The sequence below is a fragment of the Dechloromonas sp. A34 genome, from assembly GCF_026261605.1.
In the GTDB taxonomy this organism is placed as follows: Bacteria; Pseudomonadota; Gammaproteobacteria; order Burkholderiales; family Rhodocyclaceae; genus Azonexus.
This window is the reverse complement of sequence record NZ_CP102486.1, coordinates 2,315,719-2,330,300: the sequence shown is the minus strand read 5'-3', so window position 1 is coordinate 2,330,300 and position 14,582 is coordinate 2,315,719. Positions and strand designations below refer to the sequence as shown.

The 14,582-nt window shown below is 64.1% G+C and carries 17 protein-coding genes; 14 read left to right on the top strand and 3 right to left on the bottom strand.

The annotated features are described in order from the left end of the window. The first annotated feature begins 18 nt into the window (after positions 1-18). Genes NQE15_RS11655 through NQE15_RS11635 form a run of 5 tightly spaced genes read left to right on the top strand, consistent with a single transcriptional unit; the run spans position 19 to position 3,619 of the window. A complete protein-coding gene (locus NQE15_RS11655; protein WP_265949956.1) occupies positions 19-1,254 on the top strand; it encodes a dicarboxylate/amino acid:cation symporter in 1,236 nt (411 codons plus the stop codon). A gap of 15 nt (positions 1,255-1,269) precedes the next feature. Then, a complete protein-coding gene (locus NQE15_RS11650; protein WP_265949954.1) occupies positions 1,270-1,791 on the top strand; it encodes a gamma carbonic anhydrase family protein in 522 nt (173 codons plus the stop codon). 17 nt (positions 1,792-1,808) lie between these two features. Then, on the top strand, positions 1,809-2,465 hold the full coding sequence (locus tag NQE15_RS11645) for a hypothetical protein (protein WP_265949952.1): 657 nt from the start codon (positions 1,809-1,811) through the stop codon (positions 2,463-2,465). A gap of 27 nt (positions 2,466-2,492) precedes the next feature. Continuing rightward, positions 2,493-2,930, top strand: coding sequence for a VOC family protein (locus NQE15_RS11640; RefSeq protein WP_265949949.1), 438 nt, complete (start codon positions 2,493-2,495; stop codon positions 2,928-2,930). Next, a complete protein-coding gene (locus tag NQE15_RS11635) occupies positions 2,927-3,619 on the top strand; it encodes a DNA alkylation repair protein (RefSeq protein ID WP_265949947.1) in 693 nt (230 codons plus the stop codon). The genes NQE15_RS11640 and NQE15_RS11635 overlap by 4 nt, the downstream gene beginning before the upstream one ends. A gap of 81 nt (positions 3,620-3,700) precedes the next feature. Here NQE15_RS11635 and fliW read toward each other — a convergent pair whose 3' ends face one another. Continuing rightward, the gene (gene fliW, locus NQE15_RS11630; RefSeq protein WP_265949944.1) at positions 3,701-4,144 is read right to left on the bottom strand and encodes a flagellar assembly protein FliW; all 444 of its coding nucleotides are present in this window, start codon (positions 4,142-4,144) and stop codon (positions 3,701-3,703) included. 115 nt (positions 4,145-4,259) lie between these two features. Between fliW and NQE15_RS11625 the strand changes: the two genes are divergently transcribed. From NQE15_RS11625 to NQE15_RS11595, 7 genes are all read left to right on the top strand, one after another. Further along, the gene (locus tag NQE15_RS11625) at positions 4,260-6,575 is read left to right on the top strand and encodes a Tex family protein (protein WP_265949941.1); all 2,316 of its coding nucleotides are present in this window, start codon (positions 4,260-4,262) and stop codon (positions 6,573-6,575) included. Between the two features lie 127 nt (positions 6,576-6,702). Further along, a complete protein-coding gene (locus NQE15_RS11620) occupies positions 6,703-8,016 on the top strand; it encodes a ferric reductase-like transmembrane domain-containing protein (protein WP_265949938.1) in 1,314 nt (437 codons plus the stop codon). A 108-nt stretch (positions 8,017-8,124) separates the two neighbouring features. Further along, on the top strand, positions 8,125-8,469 hold the full coding sequence (locus NQE15_RS11615) for an esterase/lipase family protein (protein WP_265949935.1): 345 nt from the start codon (positions 8,125-8,127) through the stop codon (positions 8,467-8,469). Between the two features lie 41 nt (positions 8,470-8,510). Beyond that, a complete protein-coding gene (locus tag NQE15_RS11610) occupies positions 8,511-8,774 on the top strand; it encodes a hypothetical protein (protein WP_265949933.1) in 264 nt (87 codons plus the stop codon). 73 nt (positions 8,775-8,847) lie between these two features. After that, positions 8,848-9,192, top strand: a complete 345-nt coding sequence (locus tag NQE15_RS11605; RefSeq protein WP_265949931.1) for an arsenate reductase — start codon at positions 8,848-8,850, stop codon at positions 9,190-9,192. Then, positions 9,189-10,070 (top strand): Hsp33 family molecular chaperone HslO, encoded by an 882-nt coding sequence (locus NQE15_RS11600; RefSeq protein ID WP_265949928.1) that lies wholly within the window; start codon positions 9,189-9,191, stop codon positions 10,068-10,070. Before NQE15_RS11605 ends, NQE15_RS11600 begins: the two co-directional genes overlap by 4 nt. Beyond that, positions 10,067-11,422, top strand: a complete 1,356-nt coding sequence (locus NQE15_RS11595) for a sensor histidine kinase (RefSeq protein WP_265949926.1) — start codon at positions 10,067-10,069, stop codon at positions 11,420-11,422. The genes NQE15_RS11600 and NQE15_RS11595 overlap by 4 nt, the downstream gene beginning before the upstream one ends. A gap of 4 nt (positions 11,423-11,426) precedes the next feature. Here the strand turns inward: NQE15_RS11595 and NQE15_RS11590 are convergent, their stop codons facing one another. Further along, entirely contained in the window at positions 11,427-11,945 is a 519-nt protein-coding gene (locus NQE15_RS11590; protein WP_265949924.1) for an OmpA family protein, read from the bottom strand. After that, complete coding sequence (locus NQE15_RS11585; protein ID WP_265949921.1) at positions 11,929-12,381, bottom strand: MarR family winged helix-turn-helix transcriptional regulator; 453 nt, start codon at positions 12,379-12,381, stop codon at positions 11,929-11,931. The genes NQE15_RS11590 and NQE15_RS11585 overlap by 17 nt, the downstream gene beginning before the upstream one ends. 189 nt (positions 12,382-12,570) lie before the next feature. On the opposite strand from NQE15_RS11585, the gene NQE15_RS11580 reads away from it, so the two are divergent. Both NQE15_RS11580 and NQE15_RS11575 read left to right on the top strand, forming a co-directional pair. After that, positions 12,571-13,800: a cation:proton antiporter gene (locus NQE15_RS11580; RefSeq protein WP_265949918.1), complete on the top strand. Its 1,230-nt coding sequence runs from the start codon at positions 12,571-12,573 to the stop codon at positions 13,798-13,800. Beyond that, complete coding sequence (locus NQE15_RS11575; protein ID WP_265949915.1) at positions 13,797-14,579, top strand: gamma-glutamyl-gamma-aminobutyrate hydrolase family protein; 783 nt, start codon at positions 13,797-13,799, stop codon at positions 14,577-14,579. The genes NQE15_RS11580 and NQE15_RS11575 overlap by 4 nt, the downstream gene beginning before the upstream one ends. Positions 14,580-14,582 lie beyond the last annotated feature (3 nt).

Here is a 14,582-nt window from a genome sequence, read left to right as displayed (position 1 = left end):
GCCGCCTCCGCACCGACGATGAAACTGCCCTCGCTCAATACCCAAATCCTGATCGGCTGCCTGCTCGGCGTTGCCGGAGGCTTCTGGCTGACAGCCGCCGGGGCGACGCCGCTGGCCGGCAACACGCTGTACGGCGCCAAGCTGATCGGCAACCTGTTTCTCGACCTGCTGCGTATGGTGCTGGTGCCGCTGGTCTTTTCCTCGATCGTCGTCGGCGTTGCCAATCTGCGGGCGCACGACCAGATGCACCGGGTCTGGATCACGACCCTGGTCTTCTTTTTCAGCACCATGGCGATTGCCGTCCTGATCGGCTTCGGAGCGGCCCACCTCTTCCGTCCCGGCGAGGGACTGCAGCTCGAGATGTTCGCCGAGGCGACCAGGAACTTCCAGACACGGCAGATGCCGCTGCCCGACTACATTGCGCAGTTTCTGCGCGGCATGTTCCAGAACCCTTTCAAGGCGCTGGCCCAGGGCGAGATTCTGGCCATCGTGATGATCGCCCTCTTCCTCGGCATCGCGCTGGTCATCGGCGGCGAGCGTTACCGCAACATCCGGACCCTGATCGCGGAATTGCAGGAACTCTGCCTGATGATCGTCGGCTGGATCATGCGTCTCGCCCCGCTCGGCCTGGCCGCCCTGCTGCTGCAACTGGTCGCCACGCAAAACGCGGACCTGCTCGGCAGCCTGGGCCACTTCATCGTCGTCGTCATCGGCACCACGCTGTTCCACGGCATCGTCGTGCTGCCGCTGCTTCTCTGGCTGGTCACTCGCAAGTCGCCGTTCGCCTTCTTCAAGGGCGCCCGCGAGGCGCTGGTCACTGCCTTCGTCACCAGCTCAAGCAGTGCCACGCTGCCGATCACCCTGCGCTGCACCGAACAGCACCTGCACGTCAAAAAGGACATCGCCAATTTCGTCGTACCGCTCGGCGCCACCGTGAACATGGATGGCACCGCCCTCTACGAAGCCGCCGCGGCGCTGTTCGTCGCCCGCCTGGCCGGCATCGAACTCGACATCGCCAGCCAGCTGATCATCTTCTTCGTCGCCATGCTCGGCGCCATCGGCGCCCCGGGAATTCCCAGCGTCGGCATGCTGAGCATGGTGCTGGTCCTCGAATCGGTCGGACTGCCGACCGCCGCGATCGCCATCCTGCTGCCGATCGACCGCATTCTCGATACCGTGCGCACGGCGGTGAATGTCGAGGGCGACATGGTCGGCAGCCTGATCGTCCAGAAACTCAGCGAACAACCCACTTAAAACCCCGGAGACGACATGCCCCTCTTCAAACTCGGCGACAAGCAACCGCAGCTCGGCGACAACGCTTGGATCGCCCCCAACGCCACGGTGATCGGCGACATCCGGCTCGGCGCCAACGTCTCGATCTGGTGGAACGCCACCCTGCGCGGCGACAACGATCCGATCCACATCGGCGACAACACCAACATCCAGGACGGCTCGGTGCTGCACACCGACGAAGGCGTGCCGATGCACATCGGCAACAACGTCACGGTCGGCCACCTAGTCATGCTGCACGGCTGCACGGTCGGCGACGGCAGCCTGATCGGCATCGGCTCGGTGATCCTCAACCGGGCGGTGATCGGCAAGAACTGCATCGTCGGGGCCAATACGTTGATCCCCGAAGGCAAGGTCTTCCCCGACCGCGTGCTGATCGTCGGTTCGCCCGGCAAGGTGATCCGCGAACTGAGCGATCAGGATGTCGCCAATCTGGAAAAGTCGGCCGCCCACTATGTCGACAACGCCCGCCGCTACCGCGAGACGCTGGCTCCGTTGTAAGGGGACACGACCTGCCGATGCGCCCCATCTGCCTGCTGCCCTTGCTGATCGGCCCCGGCCTCGCCTGGGCCGATCCCTGCGAGCAGTTGCCGAAGCCCACGGTCACCGTCAAGCGACTGGATGACCGGATCAGCCTCAACACCGGCTACAGCTACAAGTCGCTGAACAATCTGGGTGCAGCAATCAACCGCCCCGGCCGGCATGTTCTCGGACTCACCCGCGGCAATGCGACGGTGCTGTTTGCGGTGACCACCCCTTCTGTGATCGACCCCACGGAGCGCTGGGAATGCGCCAGCCCGCAAATCACGCTGACCTTCGGCTTCAGCCCGATGACGGTTTACGTGGCGAAAGAATTTCCCGAAGGCAGTTGTGCCTTCAAGGAGGTCCATGAACACGAGATGCGCCACGTCAAGGCCTACCAGAGCCACCTCGCCGGCATTGAAAAGGAATTGACCACCGCCTTGACCACCCGCTTTGCCACCGGTGCGCCTTGGCGGGGTCCGGTTGGCCAGGCCGACAGCAAGCTGCAACGCGAACTGAATGAACAGTGGACGCCGTATGTCCAACGTGAAATCCGGCGGGTCGAGTCGGCCCAGGCGCTGATCGACAGTGCCGAGGAATACGAGCGCGTCGCCAACGCCTGCGCCGGCGAAGTCAGGAAACTGATGCGCTGAACGATCGACTACAGAAAGGAATAAATCATGCGCCAAACCGTCAGCTTTATTACCCTCGGCGTGCAGGACCTGGCCCGCAGCCGGCAATTCTATCGGGCACTGGGTTGGCGGGAATCCTCGGCCAGCCAGGCTGAAATCGCCTTCTTTCAGGCCGGCACCCTGGCCTTCGGCCTCTTCCAGCGCGCCGCCCTGGCCGACGATGCCGGCGTGGCCGTCGCCGGCAGCGGCTTTCCCGGCTTCACGCTGGCCCACAATGTCGAGTCCGAGGCCGCCGTCATCCAGACCATCGACGAGGCGGTCGCGGCTGGTGCCCGTCTGGTCCGCGCCGCCGACAAGGTATTCTGGGGCGGTTTCCGGGGCTATTTCGGCGACCCCGACGGCTTCCTGTGGGAGATCTGCTGGAACCCGTTCTTCCCGCTCGACGAGCACGGTTACGTCCAGTTGCCAGAGCCGGCAGCACCGTGACCGACCGGCTGCCCGCCAGTGCGGAGATTGCCGAAGCCGGTGAATTCGTGGCGCAGGTGCGGGAGCAACTACAGGCCCTGGGCGATCCCGAAAAGGCTGCGCCGATGGCCGCCTATATGCGGGGACAATTCGTTTTTCTCGGCATCCCGACACCGCAGCGACGACTCAAGACCCAGGCGCTGATCCGCGCCTTCACCGGCGACCCGGTAGCGGCGGCGAGCGCCCTGTGGGCGCTGCCCCAACGCGAGTACCAGTACGTCGCCGTCGACCTGTTGCGCCGGAGATCCAGGCAACTCGCCAGCAAACACCTGGCGGCCCTGGAAGATCTGGTATTGGACAAGTCGTGGTGGGACACCGTCGACGGCCTGGCTGTCACGATGGGCGGCATCGTCCTCGGCGAACCGGCACGGGCCGAGCGGATGGGCGAACTGATCGACTCATCCGAAATGTGGTTGCGCCGTGTCGCCTTGTTGCACCAGCTGGAATACAAGGAACGCACCGACGAGCAGCGCTTGTTTCGCTATTGCCGGCTCTGCGCCCACGAGCCGGAATTCTTCATCCGCAAAGCCATCGGCTGGGCGCTACGGCAATATGCCCGCACCAATCCCGCTGCCGTCCGTCAGTTCCTGACAATCAACCGGGCGCAGTTGTCCGGACTATCGCTGCGTGAAGCCGCGAAACACCTATAAAACAAACCGACACCCGAAAAAAAGCCACCGTCTCCTTGACGGTGGCCCTTGCTGCCACGAACAGCCGTGTCCGGCCAGGCCTTAAACCGCGCTCGCCAGATTGGAGAGGGTGATATTGGGGCGCAGGGTCTCCATGACCTTTTGCAGGCCAACGCGGGCCTTGGTATTGATCACCAGCGGCGCGCGCAGGTTCGGGCTGATCGCCGCCTTGCCGTCGCTCTCGCTCTTGAACAGCACCTGCATCACGGCGACATCCTCGGGCGCTGGAGATTGCAACAGCGCATTTTCGGTATCGCTCAAGCCGAGTTCGTAATTGAAGCCCAGCGTCGTCGGGTCCACGATCTGGAAGGCCAGACCGGGATCGTCCAGCGATTGCAGGGTGTAGCTCGACGGTTGCTCCTTGCCCTCTTCATGGACCAGCGTGAAACGCTTGCAGTCCTCGAAGGCCACCAGGCCATTCGGGAAGGTGATGATTTTTTCCGGATTCACTTCGACGCTGCCGAACAGATAGGTTTCAACTTTCATTTGTATCCTCCTCGTTGGAATGATTGTTCTGCCATGCTACACCGTTTGAATGCGGTTGTAATTTGGCGCTAGATTGCGCATCATTCACCCCCCTTTTTGCTGCACTGCCGCACCCATGCTCGCACCCATCGAACACCGCATCGCCATTGAACTCGGCGTCCGCCCGACCCAGGTCGTCGCCGCCATCGCCCTGCTCGACGAAGGCGCCACCGTGCCCTTCATCTCGCGCTACCGCAAGGAAGCGACCGACGGCCTCGACGACACCCAGTTGCGCAACCTCGAAGAACGCCTGACCTATCTGCGCGACCTCGAAGACCGCCGCACCGCCATCCTGGCCAGCATCGAGGAACAGGGCAAGCTGACGCCGGAACTCAAGGCCGAGATCAGCGATGCCGAAACGAAGCAGCGGTTGGAGGATCTCTACCTGCCCTACAAGCAGAAGCGCCGCACCAAGGCGCAGATCGCCCGCGAAGCCGGCATCGAGCCACTGGCGCTCGGCCTGTTGGCCGATCCGCACCTGACGCCGGAAGACGAAGCCGCGAAATATCTCAACGCCGAAGCCGGTTTCGCCGACGCCAAGGCCGTGCTCGACGGCGCCCGCCAGATCCTCATGGAGAAGTTCGCCGAGGATGCCGAACTGCTCGGCCAGTTGCGCGAATACCTCAACGACCACGGCCAGGTGCGCTCGACCGTCGTCGAAGGCAAGGAAACCGAAGGCGCCAAGTTCCGCGACTGGTTCGACTTCGCCGAACCGATTACCAGCATGCCCTCGCACCGCGCGCTTGCCCTCTTGCGCGGCCGCAACGAAGGCATGCTGCAGGTGGCGCTGGTCCTCGACTCCGAACTCGACGAAGAAGCCATCAAAGCCGGCCCCAACCCCTGCGAGCAGCGCATCGCCGTCCGCTTCGGTATCAAGAACCAGAACCGCCCGGCCGACAAGTGGCTAGCCGACACCGTGCGCTGGACCTGGAAGGTCAAGGTCTACACCCATCTCGAACTCGAACTCATGAACGAGTTGCGCGAGCGCGCCGAGGAAGAAGCTATCCGTGTCTTCGGGCGTAACCTCAAGGATCTGCTGCTTGCCGCCCCGGCCGGCCAGCACGTCACCATGGGCATCGACCCCGGCATCCGTACCGGCTGCAAGATCGCCATCGTCGATGCCACCGGAAAAATGCTCGACCACGCCACCATTTATCCGCACGAACCGCGCTGCGACTGGGACGGCTCGATGTCCACCATCGCCCGCCTGGCTTCGAAACATGGCGTATCGCTAGTCGCCATCGGCAACGGCACGGCCAGCCGCGAAACCGACAAGCTGGTGCAGGACGTCATGAAGCGCTACCCGGAAGCCCGGCTGACCAAGATCGTGGTTTCGGAAGCCGGCGCCTCGGTCTATTCGGCTTCCGAATTCGCCGCCAAGGAATTCCCCGATCTCGACGTCTCGATCCGCGGCGCCGTCTCGATCGCCCGCCGCCTGCAGGACCCGCTGGCCGAACTGGTCAAGATCGACCCCAAGTCGATCGGCGTCGGCCAGTACCAGCACGACGTGTCGCAATCCAAGCTCGCCAAGAATCTTGATGCGGTCGTCGAGGATTGCGTGAACGCGGTAGGCGTCGATGTGAATACGGCTTCGGTGCCGCTCCTGACCCGCATTTCCGGCCTCAATGGCAGCCTGGCCGCCAACATCGTCAACTACCGCGATGCCAACGGTGCCTTCCGTTCGCGTAACGACCTGAAGAAAGTGCCGCGCCTTGGCGACAAGACTTTCGAACAGGCCGCTGGCTTCCTGCGCGTGCCAAACGGCGACAACCCGCTCGACAGCTCCTCGGTGCACCCGGAAGCCTACCCGGTGGTCGAAAAGATCATTGTCGACCTCAAGAAGTCGATCAAGGAAATCCTCGGCGACAGCCGCGCCCTGAAGGGCCTGAATCCGGCGAAATACACCGACGAACGTTTCGGCTTGCCGACCGTGCAGGACATCTTCAAGGAACTGGAAAAGCCCGGCCGCGACCCGCGTCCCGAGTTCAAGACGGCAACCTTCGCCGATGGCGTCGAAAAGGTCGGCGACCTGCGCCCGGGCATGATCCTCGAAGGCGTCGTCACCAACGTCGCCGCCTTCGGCGCCTTCGTCGATATCGGCGTCCATCAGGATGGCCTGGTGCACGTCTCGGCGTTGTCCAACACCTTCGTCAAGGACCCGCACACCGTCGTCAAGGCCGGCCAGGTGGTCAAGGTCAAGGTACTGGAAGTCGATCTGCAACGCCAGCGCATCGCGCTGACCATGCGCATGGGCGACGAACCGACCCAGGGCAAGCGCCCGGACAGCGCCCCGGCCGGGCGCGGCAACCAGGGACGGCCACCTCCGCGGAGCAGCGGACCGGCGCCAGCCGGCAACGCGATGGCCTCGGCCTTCGCCAAGCTGAAGCGATAAACCCCAAAAAACCGCCTTTCCGTCAGGCGGTTTTCATTTGCTTACACACTGCAACATCCTGGCGACAGAAGGGCAGCGCGTTCCGACGTAGACTGATGTCATTGAACCACCAGCCCCCACGCCCGCCATGAAACGCCCACTACTGTTGCTCGCCCTGATTCCCCTCGGACTCTGGGGACTTTTCGCACTGCCCGACATCCTCGCTGCCAACCCGGCCACGTTCTGGGACTGGCGCAAACAGTCGATCATCCTTTCCGGCATCCTCGCCCTGTGGTGGATGAGTGCCGGCATGGTGCTCGCCGCCCGGCCGCGCTGGCTGGAAAACCGTTTCGGTGGCCTGGACAAGCTCTACCGGCTGCACAAGAACATCGGCATCGGTGCCGGCCTGCTCGTCTTCGCGCACTGGATGATCGAATGGCTGCCCAAGAACCTCTCCAAACTGGGCTGGATCGCCGGGCCGAACCGCCCGCGCGGCCCGCGTGGCGAACCCGACCTGTGGCTCGACCTGGCCAAGGATGTCGGCGAATGGGCCGGCTACATCCTGCTCGCGTTGGTCGTCGCCGCCCTCATCCGGCGCATTCCCTACCGTTACTTCCGCTTGGTACACAAGGCCTTCGGGCTGGTTTTCCTGGCCGGTGCCTTCCACGGCCTGATGCTGCTGCCGGCCAGTTTCTGGAAACAGCCGCTGGGCTGGGCCACCGCCGCACTGGCCGCCGTCGGCGTGATCCCCGCCCTGCTCTCGCTGGCGGGCCGCATCGGCCGCCAGCGGCGCTATTCGGCGACGCTTGAATCCATCCGGCAACAAGACGATCAGGTACTGGAAATTGTCTGCCGGCCAAGTGCCTGGCCCGGCCATCGTGCCGGCCAGTTCCTGTTCATCGATTTCGGCCAGCGCGGCGAAGGCGCCCACCCCTTCACCATCGCCTCCGCCTGGAATGCCCAGGACGGCACGCTAACATTGGCCATCAAGGCGCTCGGCGACTTCACGGCGACCCTGCCCGATCGCCTGCAAGCCGGCCAGCGCGTGGTGCTCGAAGGTCCCTATGGCAACTTTGATTTCGGCGCCAGCCGCGATGCCCCCACCCCGCAAGTCTGGATCGCCGGCGGCATCGGCGTCACCCCCTTCCTCGCCAAACTCGATGAACGGGCCAGCCAGCCGACGCCTGCTGCCGACACCGACCTCTTCTACTGCACCCGCTCCGCCGTCGGCTTCCCCGACCGACTGGCCGAACGCTGCCACGCCGCCGGCGTCCGCCTGCACCACCGCCTGACCGACCGCGAAGGCCCGCTCGATCCGGCCGAAGTGACCGCCTGCCTGAAACCCGGCAGCAGCGTCTGGTTCTGCGGCCCGGCCGCCTGGGGTGCGGCCCTAGCGCAAACGCTAACCGGCAACGGCCTGCCGCGCGAGGCGTTTCATCGGGAAATATTCGAGTTCCGGTAACCGGGAAAGCCATCGGCGCCTGAGCGGCGCCGACCGGCTGGAGGATTGATATGGCAAGCGTCCTGGAATAACCTGGATGTCACTCACCTGACTGGTCAAACCTGATTCATGCAAGCCCTCTTCGTCCACGGCATGGGCCGCTCGCCGCTTTCGGGATGGCCATTGCTCCGGCAGTTGCAGCGCGCCGGGTTGAAGACTGCCACCTTCGGCTACCTCGTCAGCGTCGACGACTTTTCCTCGATCACCGCTCGCCTCGTTTCACGGATCGAGCAACTGGCCGCCGGCGGTGATTACATCCTGATCGGCCACTCGCTGGGTGGCGTCCTGCTGCGCGCCGCAGTCGGTGCACTGCCGCCGGGGTCAGGCAACCGCAGCATGTATTCCTGCTCGGCTCACCGATGCGGCCGGCCCGTCTGGCGCAGCGGCTACGGGACAAGCTGCTTTACCGGCTGACAACCCACGATTGCGGTCAGCTTCTGGGTTCCGCCGAGCGCATGCAGGAGATATCTCCGCTTTCTGCCCCGACCACCGTGATCATCGGCACACGCGGCTTTCCGGGTAGCCACGGCCCGTTCGGCAGCGAGGAAAACGACGGCGTGGTGGCGGCCTCGGAAGTTTCCGCCGACGAGATTGCCGACGAGATCCGCGTTCCAGTCGTCCATACGCTGCTGCCGTCGAGCCGGCTGGTGACGGCCGTCATCCTGCGCCGGCTCGCCCAAGACCGCGCCGCGGAAAGCGCTATCGGACGCGCCGATTGACGCCTGCCGCGCATCTCGGCTGAAATGCCGGGCGCTGTTATCATTCATTTCCCCCAACGAATACAAACGGCAAATGATCAAGGTCTTTGGCATCAAGAATTGCGACACCATGAAGAAGGCCTTCGCCTGGCTCGAAGCCCATGGCGTCGCCTATGAATTCGTCGATTACAAGAAAGCCGGCGTCGCCGAGACGAACCTGCCGGCATGGAACACGGGTGCCGGCTGGCAAAAGCTGCTCAACACCCGCGGCCTGATGTGGAAAAAACTTTCCGACGCTGAGCGCGCCGATGTCGATGAAGCCAAGGCGCTGGCGCTGATGGCGCAGTACCCGAGCCTGATCAAGCGGCCGGTACTCGACACCGGCAAGGTCCTGCTCGTCGGCTTCACCCCGGACAGCTACGCGGAACAGCTGAAATGAGCGGCAGTTTCGTTCGTCGCTTCCTGTTCGAAGGCCTCGACATTCGCGGCGCCATCGTCCACCTGGGCGATGCCTGGCAACAGATGCAGGTCGACCGCGACTATCAGCCGACCGTCGCCCAGTTGCTCGGCGAAACCGCCGCCGTCACCGCGCTGATCGCGGGCCAGCTCAAGCAGCCCGGTCGCCTGACCCTGCAGTTGCGCGGCAATGGGCCGATCCAGCTGCTGGTCATGGATTGCAACGAGCAATTGCAGATGCGCGGCATGGCGCGCAGCAACCCGGTCGTGCTGCCGGCCCCGGTGCAGGACCTCCTCGGCGCGGCCCAGGGCGGCCAGCTGATGATGAGCCTCGACATGCCGGATGCCCGCCAGCCCTACCAGAGCTTCGTGCCCATGGTCGGCGACAGCATCGCCGCCATCTTCGAGCACTATCTCGAACAGTCCGAACAGCAGCCTTCCCGCCTGTTCGCCACGGCGGCGCCAAAAGTCGCCGCCTGCCTGTTCCTGCAGAAGATGCCGGAAGCCGACCAGCGCGACCCGGATGGCTGGCAGCGCATCTCGCAACTGGCGAGCACGGTGAAGCCTTCGGAACTGCTCGAACTCGACGCCGAAAGCCTGCTCACCCGTCTTTTCCACGAGGACATGGCGGAGCACGGCATCCGCCTCTACGACCCGCTGCCGGTGGTCTACCACTGCCCGCAGGACTGGACCAAGGTGCGCGACATGATCCGCAGCCTGGGCCGCGAAGACGCCGAAATCATCCTCGCCGAGCATGGCGAAATCCTGATCAAAGACGACATCTGCAACCACGAATACCGCTTCTCGGCCGCCGATGTCGCTGCGCTGTTCGACGCCAGCACCGGCAAGGCGCTGCATTGACGGCAGCCCCCGACTCGTTCGTTCTAGGTCGCCAGGTTGAACTGCTCTACCGCAACTTGCGGATCGGGCAGGTGGTGTCGCTGGTCAATGCCAGCCTGCTGGTCTGGGTCGCCTTCGGCCAAATACCGAATGTGGCGCTCGGAACCTGGTGGCTGCTGGCGATTCTGGTCGCCGCCGCGCGCGCCGTGCTTGCCGTCCGCTACTACCAGCGTCCGGAAGCCGCCCGCCACGACGAAGCCCCGGACTGGCGGCGGCGGGCCCTGATCGGCGCTGCCGGCAGCGCCCTGATCTGGGCCGGCGGCTCACTGCTGCTGACCTGGTTCGGCGATACCACGCTACAGCTGTTCACGGCGCTGGTCATGGCCGGCATGGTGGCCGGCGCCGTGCCCCTGCTTGCCCCCGACAAGGTGGTTTTCCGCGCCTACGCCTGGCCCATCGCCCTCGCCGTGGGCATTGGCGCCCTCGGGCCGGATACGCTGCATATCGCAATCGTCGCCATGACCATCGTCTTTTCCCTGGCTTCGACACGCAGCGCCGACTACTTTCACGATGCGCTGCTCGATACGCTGCGCCTGGAACACGAGAAGGACGGACTGGTCGACAAGCTCAATCAGGCGCTGGAGATAGCCGAGCAATCGAACCGCGCCAAGACCGAATTCCTGGCCAATATCAGCCACGAGTTGCGTACCCCGCTGAACGGCATCGTCGGGCTCGCCGAACTGCTCAGCCTCGAAGACCTGACCCCGGATCAACAGGCGCTACTGACGCCGTTGCGCAGTTCGGCCGACGATCTGCAGCGCAGCATCACCCACCTGATCGAGCTCTCGGCCCTGGAGGCAGGACATGTCCGGTCGTCGACCTCGCCCTTCCTCGCCACTGAACTGCTCGAAGTCCTGCTCGCCGTCCACCAGCCGGTGGCGACCGCCAAAGGCCTGACCCTGAGCGAAGACATCGATCCCGAACTGCCGCATGTCCTGATCGGCGATGTCGAACACCTGCGCCAGATCTTCACGCACCTGCTCGGCAACGCTATCAAATTCACCGACCGTGGCGGGGTCAATGTATCCGCCCAGATCCAGGCGCGCACGCCGGCCGGCATCAAGCTCGAGTTCTGCATCGCCGACACCGGCCCCGGCATAACCGCAGAAAAGCTCGGCCTGCTCGGCAAGCTGCTGGTCCAGGTTGATGGCTCCAGCATACGGCGCCACGGCGGCATCGGCGTCGGCCTGCCGATTGCCCGCAAACTGATCGAATTGCTCGGCGGCAAACTGGAAATCGACAGCCAGGTCGGAACCGGGAGCCGGTTCCGCTTCACGCTACCCTTCGCGCTCCCCGCCCCCGAAGTCCGTTGATGCGCTATTCCCAATAGACCAGTTCGACCCGCCGCATCGTGTTGCGGCAATCGGCCGCGTTGCAGCCCGGATTCGTTTTCTCCCGCCCAACCGGATAGCGCTTGAGCTGCCGCACCGCCACCCCCATTCGCCGCAAGCTCTGGAAAACCGCATCCACCCGCTGTTCCGCCTTCGCCAGCTGGATCGAGCGGCTACCCTGATCGTCGGCGAAGCCGACCAGGGTCACCCGCAGTTTCGGATTCTCCTTCAGGCGCTGGGCGTGGCGTTGCAGTTTTTGACCGTCTTCCGGATCGAGCCGCAGCTCGTTGTCCTTGAAAAAGATATTGCTTTCCGGATCGAGTGCGGCAGTCGCCAGGGTCTCGACAACTCGCGGCCTGATCACCTTCGATCGATCCGCCGACGGTGTCGCCTCAGTGGTCGGTTGAGTCGGGGCCTGCGGCTGGCCGGCGCAACCGGCCAGCAAAACCAGCAGCCATACCGTGCCGAGATGCCTGCGGCGCGCCACCTTATGGCTTTCCGGCATCGTGCTGGCCAAGCATTTCGGCGAGCGGGGTTCCGGCAAAGGACTCGTCCTTGCCCGGCAAATGGCGAATCAACTCATCTAGATTGATATTCAATGTTTTCAAGACAACCTCCGGCAATTCAGCGAGCGCTTCCGGCAAGATTCCTTCGGCCGGCCCCGGCAATGCAGCCAGCGCCTGTAGCCCACCCGTCGTCAGCGACAGCCCGACCCGGCGCTGATCATCGCTGCGCCGTTGCTTGACCAGAAAACCCTGGGTAACCAGCTTGTCCACCAGCAGACTGCAGGTCGATTGATGGATCCCCATACGGGCCGCCAGTTCGCCAATACCAATCTCCGGCCGACGCTGCACCTCCTGCAACACCCACATCTGCGAGCCCGGCATACCGCAACGCTCTTCCACCAGCCGGAAATACTGACGCATCGAACCGTAGATCATACGGAATTGCTGCAAAACCTCCATCGCCAGGGTCGGGGCGGTTTCAAGGATATCTGTTTTCATGGCGCAGGCAGCTCAATTTGCACAAATAGGCGGGCATGAATTATATTGCTGGACAATGTAATTAAACAGTTTTTGTAGCGTTTTCCTTTCGACAAGGATTTTGGGGGCTGCTGCCCCGTTTTTTTCATGCTGAACTCGATCCAGCTCTTCGGTCTGGTATTACTGGGCGGCTTGGCGGCTGGCGAGGCTGCGCGGCGACTGCTCGCCCTGCCGCGGACCACCGGCTATGTCCTGTTCGGCCTGCTGGTTGGGCAAAGCGGCCTGAACTGGATCACCCCGCAGCACATCGAATCCGCCCAGTTGTTCATCGATCTCGCCCTCGGCCTGATCCTTTTCGAACTGGGCTACCTGGTTCCCGGCGTTACCCCGCAAGCCGGCAAGCACCGCCTGCTGGCCGGGCTCGGCCTGTCGCTCGCCCCCGGCCTGCTGCTGTTTACCCTGTTCGGCTACTGGGGGTTCGCAGGCGGCCCGGCCTTGTTCGCCGCTGCGCTCTGCGTCGCCACCTCGGCGGCGATCACCATCGCCACCTGCAGCGACGTCGGAGCCAAGGGCGAACGCACCGGCCTGCTCTACACCATGGTCGCCATCAACGGCTGCGTCGCCTTCTCGGCCGTCATGCTGCTCACCCCCTTTCTCCAGGATGGCGAAACGATCGGCATCCTGGCCCGCATCGGCTATGCCTTGGGCGGCATCCTGTCTGCCCTGCTGCTCGGCACCCTGTGCGCCGCCGTGGTCCTGCTCGGCGTCAGGAAACTGGAGCGCCAACCCGAACACCAGCACCTGCTGATCCTCGGCTGCATCGTCCTCGGCGTCGGCACGGCCATTTTCCTCGACGTCTCGGTTTTCCTGCCGATGCTGATTTTCGGCGTTGTGGTCCGCGCCGTCGACCGCGAACAGAAGGTGATCGCCATCCGCATCGCCAGCGACGCCCGGGTCTTTCTGGTCATCACCTTCGTCCTCGCCGGCGCCGCGCTGGATATTGCCCACCTGCTGAACTACTGGCCGGAAGCGCTGGTCATATCACTGACTCGCCTGGCCGGGCAGTTGCTGGTTGCGATGCTGACCCGCCGGCAGCTCGGGCTATCCAGTCGGGAGAGCCTGCTGCTCAGCATCGGGCTGCAGCCGATGTCGAGCGTCGCCCTGGTGCTGCTGGCCAATACGCAAATGCTGTATTCAAATCTGGACCCGAAACTGGTTGGTGTCGTGCTGGCAACCATCCTGCTGATGCAACTCTGCGGCCCGCTGGCGACGCAGACCGCGATCAAGGGTTTCGGCGAAGCCAGCCGCCTCACCGCCCGCCGGCCCGCGCCCCAGGCTTCGGGCGCCATGGAACAGACAGGAGGATCATCGTCATGAGCAGGCGCCCCTTGCGTATCGGCCTCTCGGCCCGCATCTACCACCCGCAGCCCGGCGCCACCGGCCTGCAGTCGAAGTCGCTGCAATACCTCGAACAATCAGTCGCCCACTGGGTTATGTCGCGCGAGGTCATGGTCTTCATGATCCCGTCGGTCAGCGGCGACGGCATGGTGCACCGGAGTAGCATCCGGCTCTCGGATTATCCGCAGTACCTGGATGGTCTGGTCCTCCAGGGCGGCGCCGACATCAGCCCACAAAGCTACGGCGAGCAACCGGCCCACGCCGACTGGGCGGGCGACCGACTGCGCGACGCTTACGAGATGGAGTTGCTGCATGAATTCATGGAAGCCGGGCGGCCGGTGCTCGGCATCTGCCGGGGCGCCCAGCTGATCAATGTCGCGCACGGCGGGACGCTCTATCAGGACATCGCGACCCAGTACGAAAAGCCGGCCGTCCACCTGCATGCCGATTACGATAAGCATATTCACGGCATTACCTGGGAAGCCGCCTCCGGACTGAGCAAGCTCTATCCGGAAATGTCGGGCGGCGGCGTCGTTTCGATCCACCACCAGGCGATCAAGACGATCGGCAAGGGTCTGCGGGTCGAGGCGCGCAGTGCCGACGACGGTCTGATCGAAGCGGTGCGACTCGAAGGCAAGCCTTATGTCCTCGGCCTGCAGTGGCATCCCGAATTTCATCCGCCAGGCAGTCCGCAGCTGCTCGACTGCACGCCGATTCTCGACGAATTCCTGAGCGCTGCCCGCGGGCGCCGCTGGTAGGCC

Bases quoted from the DNA above. Each gene is read 5' to 3' on its own strand.
- NQE15_RS11640 (WP_265949949.1), top strand. From the start codon at position 2,493: ATGCGCCAAACCGTCAGCTTTATTACCCTCGGCGTGCAGGACCTGGCC.
- NQE15_RS11645 (WP_265949952.1), top strand. From the start codon at position 1,809: ATGCGCCCCATCTGCCTGCTGCCCTTGCTGATCGGCCCCGGCCTCGCC.
- NQE15_RS11580 (WP_265949918.1), top strand. From the start codon at position 12,571: ATGCTGAACTCGATCCAGCTCTTCGGTCTGGTATTACTGGGCGGCTTG.
- NQE15_RS11610 (WP_265949933.1), top strand. From the start codon at position 8,511: ATGCAGGAGATATCTCCGCTTTCTGCCCCGACCACCGTGATCATCGGC.
- NQE15_RS11585 (WP_265949921.1), bottom strand. From the start codon at position 12,381: ATGATCTACGGTTCGATGCGTCAGTATTTCCGGCTGGTGGAAGAGCGT.
- NQE15_RS11615 (WP_265949935.1), top strand. From the start codon at position 8,125: ATGCAAGCCCTCTTCGTCCACGGCATGGGCCGCTCGCCGCTTTCGGGA.
- fliW (WP_265949944.1), bottom strand. From the start codon at position 4,144: ATGAAAGTTGAAACCTATCTGTTCGGCAGCGTCGAAGTGAATCCGGAA.
- NQE15_RS11650 (WP_265949954.1), top strand. From the start codon at position 1,270: ATGCCCCTCTTCAAACTCGGCGACAAGCAACCGCAGCTCGGCGACAAC.
- NQE15_RS11600 (WP_265949928.1), top strand. From the start codon at position 9,189: ATGAGCGGCAGTTTCGTTCGTCGCTTCCTGTTCGAAGGCCTCGACATT.
- NQE15_RS11625 (WP_265949941.1), top strand. From the start codon at position 4,260: ATGCTCGCACCCATCGAACACCGCATCGCCATTGAACTCGGCGTCCGC.
- NQE15_RS11590 (WP_265949924.1), bottom strand. From the start codon at position 11,945: ATGCCGGAAAGCCATAAGGTGGCGCGCCGCAGGCATCTCGGCACGGTA.
- NQE15_RS11655 (WP_265949956.1), top strand. From the start codon at position 19: ATGAAACTGCCCTCGCTCAATACCCAAATCCTGATCGGCTGCCTGCTC.
- NQE15_RS11605 (WP_265949931.1), top strand. From the start codon at position 8,848: ATGATCAAGGTCTTTGGCATCAAGAATTGCGACACCATGAAGAAGGCC.
- NQE15_RS11620 (WP_265949938.1), top strand. From the start codon at position 6,703: ATGAAACGCCCACTACTGTTGCTCGCCCTGATTCCCCTCGGACTCTGG.
- NQE15_RS11575 (WP_265949915.1), top strand. From the start codon at position 13,797: ATGAGCAGGCGCCCCTTGCGTATCGGCCTCTCGGCCCGCATCTACCAC.